Origin of the sequence: Nonomuraea sp. C10 (genome assembly GCF_008017515.1) — a bacterium.
Taxonomy (GTDB): Bacteria; Actinomycetota; Actinomycetes; order Streptosporangiales; family Streptosporangiaceae; genus Nonomuraea; species Nonomuraea ferruginea.
This window is the reverse complement of the sequence record NZ_VPFF01000001.1, coordinates 2,791,359-2,808,657: the sequence shown is the minus strand read 5'-3', so window position 1 is coordinate 2,808,657 and position 17,299 is coordinate 2,791,359. Positions and strand designations below refer to the sequence as shown.

Below are 17,299 nucleotides of genomic sequence, written 5' to 3'. Positions count from 1 at the left end.
ACCCTTCAGGACTTCGCGAGCACCCGGCCGTCGTCGTCGATGGCCGGGAACGCGCCGGTGTCGACGATGCCGTGCTGGTGGTAGAGCTGCTCGATGAGGGCGTGGGCCGCGGGCTCCAGCTTCCACAGCGCGCGCCACTCGCGGGCGACGGGCACCGGGATGCCGATCTCCTGGGCGATGTCCACGGTGCGCGGCACGATCCCCTTGGCGATCTGCCGGTTCCAGTAGGCGCGGGCCTGGCGCATGAGCACCGCGCGCTGGGCGGTGTCGACGATCTGCGGGGCCGCGTCGATGACCGCGATCTCCTCGTCGTCCTCCTCCCGCACCAGCTCGGCGAGCGCGGGCGGCAGCTCGGGCCTGGCGGGCACCGGACGGTGGTCGCGCTCGGGCTCCCACGGCACCCGAGGGTCGGCGTCGATGAGCGCGGTGGTGTTGTAGAGGGCGGCGATCTGGGCGAGCAGCGCCTCCTGGCGGCCCTGGTCGACGGCCAGGCCGGTGTGCTCGACCGCCTGGTCCATGGCCTTGTCGAGCTTGGCCAGGGCGGCGCGCATCTTGCGGTCGGGGGCGCCGGCCTCGCGCAGCGCCTTGGCCCGCTTGGCGGCCAGCGCGACCCGGGTGAGCCTGCGGTGCGCGTCGACCTCGCTGGCGGTGCGGTCGCTGACCTCGGCCAGGCCGAGCCGGACGAGCAGCCGCTCGGGGGTGAGCCGCCAGTTGATGCGGCCGGTGCCGCGGATGCGGTGGCGCTCGATGGCCATGCCGCGCTCCCAGAGCCAGGCGGCCACCAGCGGCGCGGCGAGCCGGAACACCGCCTCGGGGAAGCTGCTGGCGTCCATGCTGGACAGCACCGCGGTCAGGCAGGTCAGCGCCCACACGGCGATGCCGTCGATGCCCGCGGAGAAGTTCTCCCGCATGTTGCGGCGGGCGCGCACGGCGGAGGTGATGATGGCCACTTCGATGAAGGCGAACAGCAGCAGCCTCAGCGGGCCGTCCAGGCCCAGCACGTCACCGGAGAAGCGCCACATGCCCTGGGCGGACACGCCCGTCGCGATGGAGGCGGCCACGATGGTCAGCACGTCCTCGATGGGACGGTTGGCGACGTAGCGGGCGAACAGCCAGGCGGTGACCCGCCAGGCGACGCGAAGCACCAGGAAGGCCAGGATGAGCCCGGCCAGGCTCAGCAGCGCGATCACGGCGGTCGCGAGCGGCTTCTCGGTGATGAAGGTAGTGATTTCCTCAAATGTGGGCATCAGTCACTATCCGTTGAGGCTCAGTCTCGGGGGGCTCGATGACGAGATCATTGCAGACTGTAGCCACCTTGTACGCCAAACTCCGGCTGCTGCCCAGTTTGCACTGATTTCCCCATACGTCCCACCAGCACCGGAGCTGTCGGGGAACGCGCCAAACGGACCCGGAGTGGCCAGTCCCGTGGACGCCACGGCGTCTCCCCGATCCTCACGGAGCGCACCCGGCTCGCCACCCGCTTACCCGGCGGTCGGGGCTCCGTCCGCGAACCCGCCCGTCTACGCTCATCACCGGACGGTTCCGCCCTGGGGGCGAGGTGACCAGGGCTCTTACCTGAGGCTGAGATGAAATCTCGTCCTTCGGGAGGTCACCAGCACGGCTTCCAGGATGGGACCATCTAGCGAGGGATTTATCCCAGCATCGTGCGATGTATCCCAGCAGGACGGAATCCATGTCAGAGTCAGAAGAGTTTCCTCTCGTCCAGTTCATGCGGGAACGGTTCGATCCAGCGGATGAACTGCTCCGCATCCAGGCGGATCACCCCGTCTACCCGATGGAGATCCCCGGCGGGCAGACGGTCTACCTGGTCACCCGCTGGGACGACGTCCGCGGCGTGCTCGGCGACCACGAGCGGTTCAGCAACGACTTCGCCGGCGTCATCGGCCTCGGCTCGAACCAGGAGGACCCGGGCGGCCTGGGCTTCCGCGACCCGCCCGAGCACACCCGGCTGCGCAAGTTCCTGACGCCGGAGTTCACCATGCGCCGGCTGCGGCGGCTGGAGCCGCGCATCGAGGCGCTGGTCACCGAGTGCCTGGACCGGATCGAGGCCAAGGGCTCCCCCGCGGACCTGATGGAGGACTTCGCGCTCCCCATCCCGTCCCTGGTGATCTCCGAGCTGCTCGGGGTCCCATACGACGAGCAGGCCGACTTCGTCAAGGTGAGCACGAACCGGTTCGACTTCACCGCCGGGCCCGAGGCGTCGCTGCAGGCGATCAACGACGCGATGACGTACCTCACCGACCTGGTCGCCCGCGAGCGGCGCGACCCCGGCGACGGCCTGCTCGGCCAGCTGCTGCGCGACCACGGCGACGCGCTGGACGACCGCACCCTGGCCAGCATGGCCGACGGCATGCTCACCGGCGGTCACGACACCAGCACGAGCATGCTCGCGCTCGGCTCCCTCTGGCTGCTGGAGAACCCCGACCAGGCCGCCAAGGTGCGCGAGGTCGACGGCTACATCGACGAGGTGATCGAGGAGCTGCTGCGCTACATGACCGTGGTGCAGGTGGCCTTCCCTCGCTTCGCCCGCGACGATCTGGAGCTGCACGGGCAGCAGATCAAGAAGGGCGAGCTGGTGCTCTGCTCGCTCGCCGCCGCCAACCGCGACCCGAACCTGGGCGAGGACATGAACCAGGTCAAGCCGGGCCGCCACACCGCCGGCTCCCACCTGGCGTTCGGTCACGGCATCCACCGCTGCATCGGCGCGCCGCTGGCGCAGATGGAGCTGCGCATCGCCTACCCGATGCTGCTGCGCCGCTTCCCGACGCTGCGCCTGGACGGGGAGGTCCCGTGGCGCAAGCTGGCCATCGTCTACGGCGTGGAGAAGCTACCCGTGGCGTGGTGAAGCGGTTACGTTCGCAGGGTGAACGAGCTTGTCATCGACCTGAGCGCGATCGGCGCCGTGGTGTTCGACACCGACGGCACGGTCACCGACACCGCCCGCGGGCACGCGGCCGCGTGGAAGCACGTGTTCGACGGGTTCCTGCGCGGCCGCTCCGCGCCGTTCGAGCCGTTCGACGTCCGGGAGGACTACCTGCGGTACGTCGACGGGCGGCCGCGACTCGACGGCGTCCGCGCCTTCCTGGCCTCACGGGGCCTCACCGCGCCGGAGGGCGCGCCGGACGACGAGCCTGGCGCGCCGACCGTGCACGGTCTGGGCCGGGCCAAGGAGCAGCTGTTCATGGAGCAGGTGAGGCTGCACGGGGTGGCCGCGTTCCCCGCCGCTGTGGCGCTGCTGCACGAGCTGCGCAACCGGGGCGCCCGCACCGCCGGGGTGTCCGCCAGTCTGCACGGGCGCACGCTGGTGGCCGCGGCGGGCGTGCTGCACCTGTTCGACACGCTGGTCGACGGCGGCGACGCGGCGCTGATGAACCTGCCGGGCAAGCCCGATCCGGCGCTGCCGCTGGAGGCGGCCCGCCGTCTCGGCGTGCCGCCCGGCAGGACCGCCGTGGTGGAGTCGGCGCCGGCGGGCGTCGAGGCGGGCAGGAAGGGCGGATTCGCCCTGGTGATCGCCCTGGCGCCGGCCGGGGAGGGCGCCGACCTGGTGGTGAAGGACCTCGGTGAGCCGGTCGTGCGCGGCCGCGTTCTACCCTTGACCTCGTGACGGTGCTCATCGATCCCCCGCAGTGGCCGGGGCCGCGCGGCCTGATGTGGTCACATCTGGTCAGCGACACGTCCCTGGACGAACTCCACGTTTTCGCCGCCCGGCTGAGCGTGCCCGTGCGCGCGTTCGACCGCGACCACTACGACGTGCCCGAGACCGTGCACGCGTTCGCCGTGTCGCTGGGCGCGCAGGCGGTCACCTCCCGCGAGCTACTGCAGCGGCTGGTCGCGGCCGGGCTCCGCCGCCGGAAGGTGCACGCCGTACGCGCCGGGGAATGACGCCCCGCCCAGAGAGGCGTACGCGTCCTCGGGCACCGGCTCCTCCTCCTCGCCCGGCTCGCCCGACCCGAGCAGGGTGCGGGTCAGCGCCGCGCGCTCGTGCAGCATCCGGTCGAGCGCCCGGTTCAGCAGGTCGCCGGTGATCGCGGGCGTCCCGCCGTCGTGCGCGAGCGCGTCCAGCACGGCCCGGCGCAGCAGCTCCTTGAAGAACGAGGCGGTCGCGCCCTCGGTACGCGCCACGATCGGCTCCAGGTCGGCCCGCAGGGGCAGGTCGCGGGCGTAGAGGCGGAGCAGCGCCGCCCGCCCGGCGGCGTCGGGCCTGGGGATCTCCACGGCCAGGTCGACCCGGCCGGGGCGGTCGGCCAGCGCGCGTTCGAGCACGTCGGCCCGGTTGGTGGTGAGCACGAACGTCACGTCGGCGTCCGCGCCGACCCCGTCCATGGCGTCGAGGAGCGCGAACAGCAGCGGGTTGCGGTCGTCGCCGAACGACCGGTCGCGCGCCACCAGGTCGACGTCCTCCAGCACCACGATCGCCGGCTGCAGCCGCCTGGCCAGCCCGGCCGCCTGCGACACGAACCGGATCGCCCCTCCGGTCATCACGATCACCGTGCAGCCGGTCATCCTGGCCATGAGGTAGCGGACGGTGTGGGTCTTGCCGGTGCCGGGCGGGCCGTGCAGCAGCAGGCCGCGCTTGAGGTGCTGGCCGTGCGCGCGCAGCCGCGGCGCCTGCTCGGCGACGCCGACGATGTGCCGTTCGATCGTCTCCAGCACGCCGTCGGGCAGCACCACCTGGCCGGGCCTCAGGTCGGGGCGGGGCAGGAAGGTCACCAGGTCGTTGCCGCGGTACTCGCTCCACGCGAACGACAGGATCTGCCCCCGGTAGACGTCGTGCTCGCGCATCAGGCGCTCGATCTCGTCGCGCGACTCCTTGGCGGCGGCCCTGTCCGGCGCCAGCACGACCACCTGGCAGTCGGTCGACATGTGCTCCTGGGCGCCGCGCAGCGCCAGCACCACGGGCGTCCCGCCGGGGGCCCGGGTGAGCACCATCCCCAGCGAGATCACCTCGGTCGTCTCGTCGGGGCCGATCGCCACGGCCTCATAGTCGACCGCGCCCGGCTCGTACCGCTCCCAGCCCCGGGCGGCGCGGGCCAGCATGTTGACGATGTCGTCGTGCTCGCGGCCCTGACCGGCGATGCCGAACCACTCGGCGCCGGGGGTGTGCGCGGCGAGGTAGGCGTCGACGCCGCGCTGCAGGTTGGCGTGCTCCCAGCCGGGGAACGCGGCCACCACGTTGACCACGTGTCTCAGCTCGCAGCCGAGGTGGCCGGTCACGCGGGTCACCAGCTCGGGTGGCGTGTCGAGGGCGAGGGTGTGGTGGGCGTCCTGGATCAGCTCTCTCAGCGACCGGGCCAGTGACCGGGCGTCGTCGGTGTCCATGACCGCCCACACTGACAGATCGCCGGGCCGCGCCGCTCCTTGTCCGTCAAGCGCGGTCATGCCGCTCGTCAGCGCTCCAGCTCGGCCAGCTCCGCGCTCACGGCCTCCCGGGCGCGCGCCTCCCACAGCTCGCGCGCCGGCGGTGTCCTGTAGAGGCGGGGTACGGCCAGCAGGCGGCGGAGCACCTGGGCCCGGCCCCGCCTGAACAGCTCACCGGGGACGTGCGCGTACTCCTGCCTGATCTTGGCCGCGTAGTCCGCGTACCCGTCGCCGCCCAGCACCGCCAGGTCGGCGTCGCAGAGCACGGCCCCGTCGCGGTCTCCCTCGGCCAGCGTGTCGTGCGCCGCGGTCAGCCGTACCAGCCTGGACACCTCGGCCACCCGCCGCGCCGGCACGCCGCAGCGGGGCAGGCGGGACCGGGCGAGCTGCGCGCTGCGTTCCTCGTCCCACCCGGGCCTGCCGTCGTAGACGGCGTCGTGGAACCAGGCGGCCAGGCGCACGGCCACGGGGTCCGCGGCCCACTCCTGGATCAGGCCGACGGCGCGCAGGACTGCCCGCAGGTGGTCGAGGTCGTGGTAGCGCCGGTGCGGCTCGGACCACCGGGCGACCAGCTCGGCTCCCACCGCGTCCCCGGCCCGGGACCCGCCCACCAGCGCACGCCACTCCTCCAGCACCCGGCCACCCTAGCCGCGCGCCGTGACCGCCGGGAAGGTTCACGGGTCGCCGCCCGCTTGTTAGCGTGGCGGCATCGAGCAGGGTCAGGGTGCGGGCCGGCGGCTGCCGCGGTGGCGGGAGCTGCGCGCGTTCGTGCCCCGGAGGCGGGCGCGCGGCGGGCTGGCCGGGGCGGCTGACGTGGCGGACGTGCGCCGGCTGGCGCGGCGGCGGGCGCCCCGGGTGGTGTTCGACTACGTCGACGGCGCGGCCGAGGGCGAGCTGTCGACGGCCAGGGCGGCGGAGGCGTTCGCGCGGGTGGAGTTCCGGCCGCACGTGCTGCGGGACGTGGCCCGCGTCGACACCGGGACCGAGATCCTGGGGCGGCGGGTATCGATGCCGGTGGTGCTCGGGCCCACGGGGTTCACCCGGATGATGCACCGGGCCGGTGAGCGGGCCGTGGCCAGGGCCGCCGCCCGCGCCGGGGTCCCGTACACACTCTCCACGATGGGCACCACGAGCGCCCGGGACGTGGCCGCGGCGGCGCTCGGCGGGTGGAACTGGTTCCAGCTGTACGTGGTGCGTGACCGGGGGCGGGTCAGGGAGTGGCTGCGGCAGGCCCGTGAGGCGGGCATGGACGTGCTGGTGGTCACCGTGGACGTGCCGGTGGCCGGCGGGCGGCTGCGTGACGTGCGCAACGGCATGACCATGCCGCCGTCGCTGCGCTGGGGCGGGCTGGCGCAGGCGATGACCCGGCCGGCCTGGTGGTTCGGCTTCCTGACCGGCGAGCCGTTGCGGTTCGCGACGGTGGAGGGGGCGCCGGACGACCTGGCGGGGATCACGAACCTGATGTTCGACCCGGCGGTGACCCTCCGCGACCTGGAGTGGATCCGGTCGGAGTGGGGCGGGCGGCTGCTGGTGAAGGGCGTGCAGCGGGTCGACGACGCCGAGGAGCTGGTGGCGGCGGGGGTGGACGGCCTGGTGGTGTCGAACCACGGCGGCCGGCAGCTCGACCGCTCCCCCACGCCGCTGGAGCTGCTGCCGGAGGTGGCGGCGGCGGTGGGCGACAGGACCGAGGTGTTCCTCGACGGCGGCGTGCGCAGCGGCGCGGACGTCGCGGCGGCGGTGGCGCTGGGCGCGCGGGCCTGCCTGGTCGGCCGCGCCTACCTGTACGGCCTGATGGCGGGCGGGGAGGCGGGCGTGGACCGGGTGCTCGCGATGCTCCGCGGCGAGCTGGTGCGCACGCTCGCGCTGCTGGGCGCGTCCGGGGTGGACGGTCTGGACGCGGACGTGGTGCGGCTGCGCTGAGCCTGGCGGACTACCTGAGCCGGGACAGCCGGTGCTCCATCAGCTCGTCCTCGGCCTGCTCGGCGGCGGTCCGCAGCTTGCGGACCGCCCGCAACGCCTCCTCGACGCCGGTGCCGCTCCGCTCGACCTCCGCGGCCGCCTCCCGGACCCGGCGGAGCGTGGTGGCGATGAACGTGTCATTCATGACCCGACGGTACGCCGGACATACCTCCCCGAACAGGGCCCCTGCGCGGGGCTGTTGAACCCGGGCCGCGCGCTCCGCGTATCCCCGCGTGTGAGTGGTGTTCGCGCACGCGGCGCCCGGGAGGCGCAGGCGACCGGCCGGTCCGCCGTGCGGCTCCTGGGCGCCGCCGTGTTCGCGACGGTCTGCGTGTACGCGGCGCTCGGGACGCACGTGCTGGCCGGTGGTTCCGGGGCCTCCCTGGGGGTGGTGGCCGCGACGACCGTGGCCGCCGGGGCGGGCGCGTACCTGCTGGGCCGGCGCCGCCGGGGCAGGGGTGTGCTGGTGGCGGCCTCGTTCGCCGCCCAGTACGGCATGCACCAGGTGTTCAGCGCGGACATCCCCGATGCGGCGCACGTCCTGGGCCACGGCGCGGGCCACCATGGCGGGGGCCCGCTGCCCGGGGTGGCGATGCCGCTCGCGCACGTGCTGGTCGCCGTGCTGTGCGCCTGGTGGCTGGAGCGGGGCGAGACGGCGCTGGTGACCGTGCTCGTCCTGCTGGGCTGCTCGCTGGCCGGGCTGTCGCGGCCGTCGCCGCGCGGCCCGCTGACTCCTGCGCCTCTCCGGATCGTGCCCGCCGCCGGAGAGCCACCGGTACGCGGGCCACAGGTGCTCGCGTGGGCCGTGAGCCATCGGGGACCGCCCCGCTAGAGCGGGGAAAGACATCGTCCGCCGACGGAGCCACGCCCTGACCACGGCGCCGGAAACCCGCCGTCGGTCCGTCGCGCCGTGATCACGGCGCCGGAACCGCCGTCGGTTCGATCGTGCCGCGGGATGCCCGCCGCTGTGGCCGGTCGCCGTCGCGCGGCCTGATCGTCATGGCCGGATGCCGGCCGTGGCGGCCCCCTCGCTCTCGTTCTTCCGGAGTTGACCATGACCACTGTCCACGCGCGCCCGGAGACCGTCACCGTCCGGCCCGCCCCGTCCTCCTCGCGGCGGTACCGCGCCTTCTGGCGCTGGCACTTCTACGCGGGCCTGTTCGTCGCCCCCGTCCTGCTCGTCCTGGCCATCACGGGGTCCGTCTACCTGTTCAAGGAACCGTTCGAGGAGTGGCGCTACCAGGACGTGCGCACGCTCGCCGAGCCCGTCACCACCGCCCGCCCGCTGTCGGAGCAGATCACGGCCGCGCAGCGGAGCATGCCAGGCGCGCCCGTCATGTCGGTGATCCCGCCGACCGCTCCCGACCGCACGACCCGGATCATCTTCCAGGGCGAGGACGCCGGCCCGTGGGCGGAGGGCGTCTCGGTGTACGTCGATCCGGGGTCGGCCACGGTCGTCGGCACGATCGACGACGCGGCCACGTTCATGCGGGTGGTGCGCACCATCCACGGCGAGCTGATGGCGGGCACCGCCGGCGACCGGGTGGTGGAGACTGCGGCGTGCTGGTCGCTGATCCTGGTCGCGACCGGCACGTACCTGTGGTGGACCAGCCGCGGCAGGCGCCCGGCCCGCTCGCCGAGGGCCAGGCTGCGCCGCGTGCACGCGCTGACCGGGGCGGGCGCCGGCGTCGTCATCGTGTTCCTGGTGATCTCGGGCCTGCCCTGGTCGGGCGTGTGGGGTGACGCGCTGCAGCGGATCCAGGAGCGGACCGGCTCCACCTACCCCGACGCCGGCGACTACCCGAACCGTTCGGCGGATCTGTCGGACAACCCCGACGCCAAGGTGCCGTGGGCCGCGGAACGGCTGCCGGTGCCGACCTCCCAGGACGGCGGGCACGCGGGCCACGACGCGGGAGGCGGGAGCGCCTTGCACCCGGGCGCGCTCCCCCTGGAGCAGGCGCTGGCCGCCGCCCGGCCTGCCATCCGGGACTGCTCGCCGGCCGAGTGCGACCTGAAGATCCTCCTGCCGAAGGACCACGAGGGCGTCTACACGGTCGTCACCGCCCCGCGCCGCGACCCGTCGGCCGCCCAGACCCTGCACGTGGACCAGTACAGCGGCCGCGTGCTCGTCTCGTACGGGTGGGACGAGTACGGGGTGCTGGCCAAGGCTGTGGAGCAGGGCGTGGCGCTGCACGAGGGCCGCCGCTACGGCACGGTCAACCTGCTGGTGATGCTGGGCGCCTGCCTGGCGCTGATCACGCTGGTCGTCTCGGGGGCGTGGATGTGGTGGAAGCGCCGTCCGAAGGGCCGGATGGGCGCGCCCGCCCGGCCGATGGACAGGCGCGCCGCGTACGGGGTGACGGCGATCATGGTGGTGCTGGGGGTGCTGTTCCCGCTGGCGGGCGTGACGATGCTGGCGGTGCTGCTGCTGGACCGGCTGGTGCTGCGCCGGATCCCGCGCCTGGCCGAGATCGTCGGCTGACGGCGCGGGCCGGTCCGGGCGCTCAGCCTCGGCGGACGGGGACTTCCAGCCGGGCGGCCAGCTCGTCGAAGCCGATGCCGTACGTCTCCGCCACCGTGACGCCGTCCGGGCCGAGGTGGAAGATCGCCTGGTCGGTGTAGAGGCGGCTCACGCAGGCCAGGCCCGTCAGCGGGTACGTGCACTCGGGGACGAGCTTGGCCGTGCCGTCCTTGGCGAACAGCGTCATCATGACGAACACCTGCTTCGCCCCGATGGCCAGGTCCATGGCGCCGCCGACGGCCGGGATGGCGTCGGGGGCGCCGGTGTGCCAGTTGGCCAGGTCGCCGCGCCACGACACCTGGTAGGCGCCGAGCACGCACACGTCGAGGTGACCGCCGCGCATCATGGCGAAGGAGTCGGCGTGGTGGAAGTAGGACGCCCCCGGCAGCTCGGTGACGGGCAGCTTGCCGGCGTTGATGAGGTCCGGGTCCACCTCGTCGCCCTTGGCCGCGGGGCCCATGCCGAGCATGCCGTTCTCAGTGTGCAGGATGACGCCCGAGTCGGCCGGCAGGTGGTCGGCGACCGTGGTGGGCTGGCCGATGCCGAGGTTGACGAACGCGCCGCGCGGGATGTCGCGGGCGACCACGGCGGCCAGCTCCTCGCGGCCGAGCGGCCCACGGCCCGGATGCTCGACGGTGCTCATGCTGCCTCCCCCGCCTTCGTGTCCAGGATCCGGTCGACGTAGACGCAGGGGGTGACGACGGTCTCGGGGTCCAGGTCGCCGACCTCGACCACGTGGCTCACCTGCGCGATCGTCAGGGCGGCCGCGGTCGCCATGACCGGGCCGAAGTTGCGCGCGGTCTTGCGGTAGACGAGGTTGCCGAGCCGGTCGCCGGCGTGCGCGGCGATGAGCGCCACGTCGCCCTTGATCGGGTACTCCAGCACGTGGTCGCGGCCGTCGATGGTGCGCGTCTCCTTGCCCTCGGCCAGCGGCGTGCCTGCGCCGGTGGGGCAGTAGAACGCGCCGATGCCGGCCCCGGCGGCGCGCATCCGCTCGGCGAGCGTGCCCTGCGGCACCACCTCAAGCTCGATCTCGCCCGCGCGGTAGAGGCCGTCGAACACCCACGAGTCGCTCTGCCTCGGGAACGAGCAGATCATCTTGCGTACCCGGCCGGCGGCGAGCAGCGCCGCCAGGCCGGTGTCGCCGTTGCCCGCGTTGTTGCTGACCACGGTCAGGTCCTTGGCGCCCTGCCGGATCAGCGCGTCGATGAGCGTGACCGGCATGCCGGCCATGCCGAAGCCGCCGATCAGGACGGTCGAGCCGTCCTCGACGCCCGCGAGCGCCTCGTCGGGGTCGGTGAGTATCGCGGTCATGCGGCGCTCACGTTCTCCAGGACGACCGCCAGGCCCTGGCCGACGCCGATGCAGATGGCGGCGACGCCCCACCGCTCGCGCCGCTCGCGCAGCACGTGGGCGAGGGTGCCGAGGACGCGGCCGCCGGAGGCGCCCAGCGGGTGGCCGATGGCGATGGCGCCGCCCTTGACGTTGACGATCTCCGGGTCGATCCCCCAGGCGTCGACGCAGGCCAGCGACTGCACGGCGAAGGCCTCGTTCAGCTCGACCGCGCCGACGTCGTCCCAGCCGACGCCGGCCCGTCTCAGGGCCTGGTTGGCGGCCTCGACCGGCGCGTACCCGAACGCCTGGGGTTCGAGGGCGGCGGCGCCGCGGCCGGCGACGCGCGCGATCGGCTCGGCGCCCAGCCGCCGGGCGGCCGTCTCGGAACCGAGGACCAGCGCCGACGCGCCGTCGCTGAGCGGAGAGGCGTTCCCGGCGGTGATCGTGCCGCCGGGCCGGAAGGCGGGCTTGAGCCCGGCCAGCACCTCGGGCGTGGAGCCGGGCCTGACGCCCTCGTCGCGCGCGAGCTCTGTGCCCTCGACCGGGACCGCCAGGTCGTCGTAGAACCCGGCGCTCCAGGCGGCGTCGGCCAGCGCGTGCGAGCGGGCCGCGAACGCGTCCTGCCGCTCCCTGGAGATGGAGAACTTCTCCTGCAGCTGTTCGTTGGCCTCGCCGAGCGAGACCGTCCACTCCTTCGGCATGCGCGGGTTGACCAGGCGCCAGCCGAGCGTGGTCGACACGGCGGTGACGTCGCCGGCGGGGAAGGCCCGCGACGGCTTGGGCAGCACCCACGGCGCCCGCGTCATCGACTCCACCCCGCCGGCCACCACGACGTCGGCGTCGCCGCTCTCGATCGTGCGCGAGGCCATCATGGCGGCGTCGAGGCTCGACCCGCACAGCCGGTTGACGGTGGTCGCCGGGACCGTCACCGGCAGCCCCGCCAGCAGCACGGCCATCCGGCCCACGTTGCGGTTGTCCTCCCCGGCGCCGTTGGCGTTGCCCCACACCACGTCGCCGATGCCGGCCGGATCCAGCTCGGGCACCCTGGCCAGCACGCCGCGCAGCGCGGCGGCGGCCAGGTCGTCCGGTCGGACACCGGCGAGCGCGCCGTTGAACTTGCCGAACGGCGTGCGCGCGGCGGCGTAGACGAAGGCCGAACCCATCACGTCCTCCCCTTCTGTTCGCTATACGAACACACGTTCCTTATGCGAACAGTGTGTAGCTTAGCGCAGCACCCGCACCTACCGAAGAGGCATGAGATGTTGCCTTTGTCAGGGTGTCCGCACTTCCCACCGCGGCACCAGAGGGAGCGCGACACAGTGATCTGGGACGGCATCACCCTCCGGCCGGGCCACCACGAGGCCGGGAAACGCGACGCGCTCGCCGACGCCGCGCGGCACGGCGACTGGGACGCGGTCTTCGCCCTGCTCGGCGAGCACCCCGGCTGGGTGAACAGCGGCAGACTCGGCGGCGCGACTTGGTACGCCCCGTTGCACCAGGCGGCCTGGCGAGGGGCCGCGCCGGAAGCCGTGCGGCGGCTGGTCGCGCTCGGCGCCTGGCGTACGCTGCGCACCGCCAGCGGGGAGCGTGCCGTGGACGTCGCCCGCCGTAAGGGGCATCGGCACCTGGTCGAACCGCTCACGCCCGCGATCCTCCACCCGGTGCCGGAGGGCACGCTGGCGACGATCCAGCGCCACTTCCACGGCCTCATCCGCCAGCGCGCCGAGGACCTGGTCACCCTCCACCGGCTCCGGCTGCCCGAGCTGGAGCCGCTCACCGAGCAGGCGGACCCGTCCTGCTGGTTCCCCGTGCCCGGCATGTACGGCGGGTTCGGCTACCGCCTGGAGCCGCCCGGGCTCGTCGTGGAGAGCTGGTGTCGCGTGGTGGGCGGGTCGGGGCAGAGGCACGCGATAGACGAGGGCGGCGTACGGCTCCTCGACGAGGGCTTCGTCTGAGGCGGTCAGGGCTTCGCCGAGCCCGCCAGGGCCGCTTTGTCGATCTTGCCGGTGGCGTTGCGGGGCAGGGCGCCGACCAGGACGATCTCGCGGGGCACCTTGAAGCCGGCCAGCCGCTCCCGGCAGTGGCCGATCAGGTCCTCCGGCGTGACGGCCAGGCCCGGGCGGGGCACCACGTAGGCCCGGCCCACCTCGCCCATCCGCGCGTCCGGCACGCCGGTCACCACGGCTTCGGCGACCGCGTCGTGCCCGGCCAGCGCCTGTTCGACCTCGGCCGGGTAGACGTTGAAGCCGCCGGTCACGTACATGTCCTTGGAGCGGCCGGTGATGGTGAGGTAGCCGCGCTCGTCGAGCCGGCCGCGGTCGCCGGTGACCAGCCAGCCGTCCCGCACGGCGTCCGCGGTGGCGGCCTCGTCGCCGAGGTAGCCGAGCATCACGTTGTGGCCGCGCACGAGGATCTCGCCGTCCTCCCCGGCGGGCACCGGCGCGCCGTCGGCGCCGGTCACCCGCACCTCGACGCCCTCGATGGGCCTGCCTGAGGTGGTGGCCACGGTCCGGTCGTCGTCGTCCACGGAGCAGGCGGTGACCGTGCCGCACGACTCGGTGAGCCCGTACGCGGTGACGACCTCGGGGAACAGCTCGGCCCGCATCCGGCGGACCAGCGCGACCGGCACCACCGACGCGCCGGTGACCGCGAGGCGCAGCGACGACAGGTCGTGCCGCACGCGTTCCGGGGCGTCCAGCATGGTGATGTAGATGGTCGGCGCGCCGGGCAGGACGGTGATCCGCTCGGCCTCGATCAGCCGCATCGTCTCGCCCGCCTCGAAGACCGGCTGCAGCACCATGGTGGCGGCCCTGATCAGGCAGGCGAAGACGCCGGCCTTGTAGCCGAAGGAGTGGAAGAGCGGGTTGACGATCAGGTAGCGGTCGCCGTGGCGCAGCCCGGTCCTGTCGGCCCAGGCGCGGTTGGTCCTGACGTCCTGGGCGTGGGTGCACATGGCGCCCTTGGAGCGGCCGGTGGTGCCCGAGGTGAAGAGGATGTCGGCCACGTCGCCGGGCCGGACGGCGGCGGCGCGGGCGTCCAGCTCCTCGTCGCCGACCGAGGCGCCGGCGGCGAGGAAGTCCTCCCAGGTGGTGGCGCCCGGACGGGGTCCGGCGTCGTACGTGACAGCGGTCAGGCCGGGCAGGGCCGGGACGCCCGCGCCGGGCGTGAGGCCGAGCATGGCGAGATAACCGTTGCCGAGGAAGCCGTCCTCGGTGAAGAGCAGCCGCACGCCGCCGCGGCCGAGCATCCAGCGGGCCTCGTCGCCCTTGTAGCGGGTGTTGACGGGCACGACGACGGCGCCGGCGGTCAGCGCGCCGAGCGCGGTCACCACCCAGCGGTGGCTGTTGGGCGCCCAGATGCCGATCCGGTCGCCGTGCCGGACGCCGGCCGCGACGAACGCCCTGGCCGCCTCCCGCACGCGGGCTCCGAGCTCGGCGTAGGTGAGCCGGACCGGCCCGTCGACGACGGCCTCGGCGTCCGGGTGCTCGCGGACCGCACGGGCCAGGACGCCGGGGATCGTCAGGTCCTCGTTCACCGGTCCGCTCCCAGCATCAGGCCGCTGGTCGGCACGCCGGTCCCGGCCGTGACGAGGACGTGCCGTACGGACGGGGGCTGGTTCACGGAGGTGCCGCGGACCAGCCGCACGCCCTCGGCGATGCCGTTCATGCCGTGGATGTACGCCTCGCCGAGCTGGCCACCGTGGGTGTTGACCGGCAGCCTGCCGCCGACCTCCAGGTGGCCGTCGGCGATGAAGTCCCGGGCCTCGCCCCTGCCGCAGAAGCCGAGCTCCTCCAGCTGCGGCAGCACCAGCGGCGTGAAGTGGTCGTACAGGACGGCCGCGTCGACGTCGGCGGGGCCGAGCCCGCTCTGCCCGTAGAGCTGCCGTCCGACCAGGCCCATCTCCGGGATGCCGGTGATCTCGGGACGGTAGTAGCTGGTCATCATGTGCTGGTCGTCGCCGGAGCCCTGGCCGGCGGCGAGGATCAGCGCGGGCGGGTGCGGCAGGTCGCGGGCGCGTTCGGCGGAGACCACGACCAGGGCCTGGCCGCCGTCGCTCTCCTGGCAGCAGTCGAGCAGGCGCAGCGGCTCGGCGATCCAGCGCGAGGCCTGGTGGTCGGCGAGGGTGATCGGCCGCCCGTAGAACCAGGCCGCCGGGTTGGTCGCGGCGTGCTTGCGGTCGACCACGGCGACCCGGCCGAAGTCCTCGCCGGTGGCCTTGTACTCGTGCATGTAACGGCGGGCGAACATGGCCACCCACTGGGCCGGGGTGAACAGCCCGAACGGGCTGACCCAGGCGAAGGCGGCGTCGTCGGCCCCGGCGCCGGAGGGCGCGTCGGCCCTGCCGAGTCCGAAGCGCTGCCCGGACCGTTCGTTGAAGGCCCGGTAGCAGACGACCACCTCGGCGACGCCGGTCGCCACCGCCATCGCGGCCTGCTGGACGGTGCCACAGGCCGCGCCCCCGCCGTGCGGGACGCGGGAGAAGAACCTCAGCTCGCCCATGCCGGTGCTGCGGGCGATGTGGATCTCGGAGCTGGAGTCGGCGGTGAACGTCACCATCCCGTCCACGTCGGACGGCCGCAGCCCGGCGTCGGCGACGGCGGCGAGCACGGCCTCGCAGGCCAGCCGGAGCTCGCTGCGGCCGGAGTCCTTGGAGAACTCGGTGGCGCCGATCCCGGCGATCGCCGCCCGCCCGGACAGCCCGCTCACGACTCCGCCCCGCCCGGCAGCCGCACCGCGACGGTGCCGGTGACGTGCGCGCCGAGGCGGTTGGCGCCGCGTACGGCGATCTCGACCCGGCGGTCCTCGTCGTGCTTGGCGGTGACCGTCCCGGTCAGCACCATGGTGTCACCGGGGTAGTTGGGCGCGCCGAGCCTGATCTTGATGGCCTTGACCTCGGCGGCCGGTCCCGCCCATTCCGTGACGTACCGGTCGATGAGGCCGTTGGTGGTCAGGATGTTCATGAACACGTCCGGGGAGCCGCGCTCGGCGGCCAGGCCGGGGTCGTGGTGCACGTCCTGGTAATCACGACTGGCGATCGCCGTCGCCACGATCAGCGTGCGGGTCAGCGGGACGGGCAGCTCGGGCAGCGTCTCGCCGACCGTCACCTCGTCGTACGCGCGGCTCCTCATGCCGTCACCGGCCGGAACACCGGGAGCGACAGCTCAGGGTCCGGGTCGAGCCATTCGAGGGCGACCGGCATGTCGATCTCGACCTCCTCGGGGGCGACGCCGACCAGGTTGGTGACGAGCCTGGTGCCTTCCTCCAGCTCCACGAGCGCGACCACGTACGGGGGCTCGAAGGCCGGGTGGCGCGGGTGGTGGCTGATCACGTAGCTGTAGACGCGTCCCCGGCCGGACGCCTCGGCGGTGTCCCATCCGTACGAGCCGCACTGGGGGCAGCAGGGGCCGGGCGGGTGGCGCAGGGCGCCGCAGGCGTCGCAGCGCTGGATGACCAGGCGGTGCTCCCGCGCGGCCTCGAACCAGAACGCGTTGTCCCGGTTGACGGCGGGCCGCGGCCGCAGGGCCGTCGGCTCCCGGCCTCCGGGCGGCGTCCGAGCGGGGCGGAACCACAGCATGCGCCAGCGCTGGACGGCCACGGTCTCGCCGTGCTGGTCCAGGTACGTGCGCTCGGTGGTCACGAAGCGCCCGGCGCCGAGCGCGGTCTTCTTCTCCGGCGAGATCGACTCGATGATCTCGCGCACCCCGACGTGGTCGCCCACGGTCAGCTCGCGGTGGAAGGCGAACTCCGAGTCCGTCGCCACCACCGAGGTGTAGCCGCCCTCGGCCAGCAGCGCGATCAGCTCGCCCAGGCCGGACCCGCCGTCCTGCCCGGCGGTCGCGGCGGCGTACCCGCGCATGGTCCAGGCCTGCATCATCGAGGCGGGGGCGACGATCCCGGCGCGGCCGGTCCGGCGGGCGGCCTCCTCGTCGAGGTAGACGGGGTTGCGGTCGCCCATCGCCTCCACCCAGTGGCGGATCATCGGCACGTTGACCGGGTCGGGTCCGGGCCGCGGCGGCGCCGCCTCCCGGCCGGCGAACTCCCCCAGCCGTTTCTCGTAACCGTCCTGCTCTGTCTGGGCCAACGGGTCCCTCCCTGAGCAACGCC

At 73.7% G+C, this 17,299-nt stretch carries 18 protein-coding genes; 7 read left to right on the top strand and 11 right to left on the bottom strand.

The genetic code is table 11. From position 1 onward, the window contains the following. Positions 1–5: 5 nt before the first annotated feature. Entirely contained in the window at positions 6–1,247 is a 1,242-nt protein-coding gene (locus tag FR742_RS12780) for a hypothetical protein (RefSeq protein WP_148031168.1), read from the bottom strand. Between the two features lie 446 nt (positions 1,248–1,693). Here FR742_RS12780 and FR742_RS12775 point away from each other — a divergent pair, with 446 nt between their 5' ends. Genes FR742_RS12775 through FR742_RS12765 form a run of 3 tightly spaced genes read left to right on the top strand, consistent with a single transcriptional unit; the run spans position 1,694 to position 3,903 of the window. Continuing rightward, positions 1,694–2,866 (top strand): cytochrome P450, encoded by a 1,173-nt coding sequence (locus FR742_RS12775; RefSeq protein ID WP_148031167.1) that lies wholly within the window; start codon positions 1,694–1,696, stop codon positions 2,864–2,866. Positions 2,867–2,884: 18 nt separating this feature from the next. Next, positions 2,885–3,625 (top strand): HAD family phosphatase, encoded by a 741-nt coding sequence (locus tag FR742_RS12770; RefSeq protein ID WP_148031166.1) that lies wholly within the window; start codon positions 2,885–2,887, stop codon positions 3,623–3,625. Then, positions 3,622–3,903, top strand: a complete 282-nt coding sequence (locus FR742_RS12765; protein ID WP_148031165.1) for a DUF4031 domain-containing protein — start codon at positions 3,622–3,624, stop codon at positions 3,901–3,903. The genes FR742_RS12770 and FR742_RS12765 overlap by 4 nt, the downstream gene beginning before the upstream one ends. On the opposite strand, the gene FR742_RS12760 is transcribed toward FR742_RS12765, so the two are convergent. Together FR742_RS12760 and FR742_RS12755 are read right to left on the bottom strand one after the other, a co-directional pair. Continuing rightward, a complete protein-coding gene (locus FR742_RS12760) occupies positions 3,835–5,400 on the bottom strand; it encodes an ATP-binding protein (protein WP_222708917.1) in 1,566 nt (521 codons plus the stop codon). The two genes, FR742_RS12765 and FR742_RS12760, sit on opposite strands and share 69 nt — an antisense overlap. Positions 5,401–5,408: 8 nt before the next feature. After that, positions 5,409–6,014: a metal-dependent phosphohydrolase gene (locus tag FR742_RS12755; protein WP_148031164.1), complete on the bottom strand. Its 606-nt coding sequence runs from the start codon at positions 6,012–6,014 to the stop codon at positions 5,409–5,411. Between the two features lie 133 nt (positions 6,015–6,147). Here FR742_RS12755 and FR742_RS12750 point away from each other — a divergent pair, with 133 nt between their 5' ends. Further along, positions 6,148–7,299 (top strand): alpha-hydroxy acid oxidase, encoded by a 1,152-nt coding sequence (locus tag FR742_RS12750; protein ID WP_261808496.1) that lies wholly within the window; start codon positions 6,148–6,150, stop codon positions 7,297–7,299. Positions 7,300–7,309: 10 nt separating this feature from the next. Here FR742_RS12750 and FR742_RS44500 read toward each other — a convergent pair whose 3' ends face one another. After that, positions 7,310–7,483, bottom strand: a complete 174-nt coding sequence (locus tag FR742_RS44500) for a hypothetical protein (protein ID WP_187281127.1) — start codon at positions 7,481–7,483, stop codon at positions 7,310–7,312. 90 nt (positions 7,484–7,573) lie between these two features. Between FR742_RS44500 and FR742_RS12745 the strand changes: the two genes are divergently transcribed. Both FR742_RS12745 and FR742_RS12740 read left to right on the top strand, forming a co-directional pair. Beyond that, positions 7,574–8,170, top strand: a complete 597-nt coding sequence (locus FR742_RS12745) for a hypothetical protein (protein WP_148031162.1) — start codon at positions 7,574–7,576, stop codon at positions 8,168–8,170. A gap of 222 nt (positions 8,171–8,392) precedes the next feature. Further along, positions 8,393–9,820, top strand: coding sequence for a PepSY domain-containing protein (locus FR742_RS12740; protein WP_148031161.1), 1,428 nt, complete (start codon positions 8,393–8,395; stop codon positions 9,818–9,820). Positions 9,821–9,842: 22 nt separating this feature from the next. Here the strand turns inward: FR742_RS12740 and FR742_RS12735 are convergent, their stop codons facing one another. Genes FR742_RS12735 through FR742_RS12725 form a run of 3 tightly spaced genes read right to left on the bottom strand, consistent with a single transcriptional unit; the run spans position 9,843 to position 12,357 of the window. Next, positions 9,843–10,502: a 3-oxoacid CoA-transferase subunit B gene (locus tag FR742_RS12735; RefSeq protein WP_148031160.1), complete on the bottom strand. Its 660-nt coding sequence runs from the start codon at positions 10,500–10,502 to the stop codon at positions 9,843–9,845. After that, entirely contained in the window at positions 10,499–11,173 is a 675-nt protein-coding gene (locus FR742_RS12730; RefSeq protein ID WP_148031159.1) for a 3-oxoacid CoA-transferase subunit A, read from the bottom strand. Before FR742_RS12730 ends, FR742_RS12735 begins: the two co-directional genes overlap by 4 nt. Then, positions 11,170–12,357: a thiolase family protein gene (locus FR742_RS12725; protein WP_148031158.1), complete on the bottom strand. Its 1,188-nt coding sequence runs from the start codon at positions 12,355–12,357 to the stop codon at positions 11,170–11,172. The genes FR742_RS12730 and FR742_RS12725 overlap by 4 nt, the downstream gene beginning before the upstream one ends. A 156-nt stretch (positions 12,358–12,513) precedes the next feature. Between FR742_RS12725 and FR742_RS12720 the strand changes: the two genes are divergently transcribed. Continuing rightward, complete coding sequence (locus FR742_RS12720) at positions 12,514–13,149, top strand: ankyrin repeat domain-containing protein (RefSeq protein ID WP_148031157.1); 636 nt, start codon at positions 12,514–12,516, stop codon at positions 13,147–13,149. 5 nt (positions 13,150–13,154) lie between these two features. Here the strand turns inward: FR742_RS12720 and FR742_RS12715 are convergent, their stop codons facing one another. From FR742_RS12715 to FR742_RS12700, 4 genes are read right to left on the bottom strand one after another with little or no spacing between them, the layout of a single operon-like run. After that, positions 13,155–14,729, bottom strand: a complete 1,575-nt coding sequence (locus FR742_RS12715) for a FadD3 family acyl-CoA ligase (RefSeq protein ID WP_148031156.1) — start codon at positions 14,727–14,729, stop codon at positions 13,155–13,157. Continuing rightward, positions 14,726–15,901, bottom strand: a complete 1,176-nt coding sequence (locus tag FR742_RS12710; RefSeq protein WP_148031155.1) for a lipid-transfer protein — start codon at positions 15,899–15,901, stop codon at positions 14,726–14,728. The genes FR742_RS12715 and FR742_RS12710 overlap by 4 nt, the downstream gene beginning before the upstream one ends. Then, positions 15,898–16,323: a MaoC family dehydratase gene (locus FR742_RS12705; protein ID WP_148031154.1), complete on the bottom strand. Its 426-nt coding sequence runs from the start codon at positions 16,321–16,323 to the stop codon at positions 15,898–15,900. Before FR742_RS12705 ends, FR742_RS12710 begins: the two co-directional genes overlap by 4 nt. Beyond that, positions 16,320–17,276, bottom strand: coding sequence for a bifunctional MaoC family dehydratase N-terminal/OB-fold nucleic acid binding domain-containing protein (locus tag FR742_RS12700; RefSeq protein ID WP_261808495.1), 957 nt, complete (start codon positions 17,274–17,276; stop codon positions 16,320–16,322). Before FR742_RS12700 ends, FR742_RS12705 begins: the two co-directional genes overlap by 4 nt. Between the last annotated feature and the right edge of the window lie 23 nt (positions 17,277–17,299).

Coding starts and splice junctions, on each gene's coding strand:
- FR742_RS12780 (WP_148031168.1), bottom strand. CDS start 1,247: ATGCCCACATTTGAGGAAATCACTACCTTCATCACCGAGAAGCCGCTC.
- FR742_RS12775 (WP_148031167.1), top strand. CDS start 1,694: ATGTCAGAGTCAGAAGAGTTTCCTCTCGTCCAGTTCATGCGGGAACGG.
- FR742_RS12760 (WP_222708917.1), bottom strand. CDS start 5,400: ATGACCGCGCTTGACGGACAAGGAGCGGCGCGGCCCGGCGATCTGTCA.
- FR742_RS44500 (WP_187281127.1), bottom strand. CDS start 7,483: ATGAATGACACGTTCATCGCCACCACGCTCCGCCGGGTCCGGGAGGCG.
- FR742_RS12740 (WP_148031161.1), top strand. CDS start 8,393: ATGACCACTGTCCACGCGCGCCCGGAGACCGTCACCGTCCGGCCCGCC.
- FR742_RS12735 (WP_148031160.1), bottom strand. CDS start 10,502: ATGAGCACCGTCGAGCATCCGGGCCGTGGGCCGCTCGGCCGCGAGGAG.
- FR742_RS12730 (WP_148031159.1), bottom strand. CDS start 11,173: ATGACCGCGATACTCACCGACCCCGACGAGGCGCTCGCGGGCGTCGAG.
- FR742_RS12725 (WP_148031158.1), bottom strand. CDS start 12,357: ATGGGTTCGGCCTTCGTCTACGCCGCCGCGCGCACGCCGTTCGGCAAG.
- FR742_RS12705 (WP_148031154.1), bottom strand. CDS start 16,323: ATGAGGAGCCGCGCGTACGACGAGGTGACGGTCGGCGAGACGCTGCCC.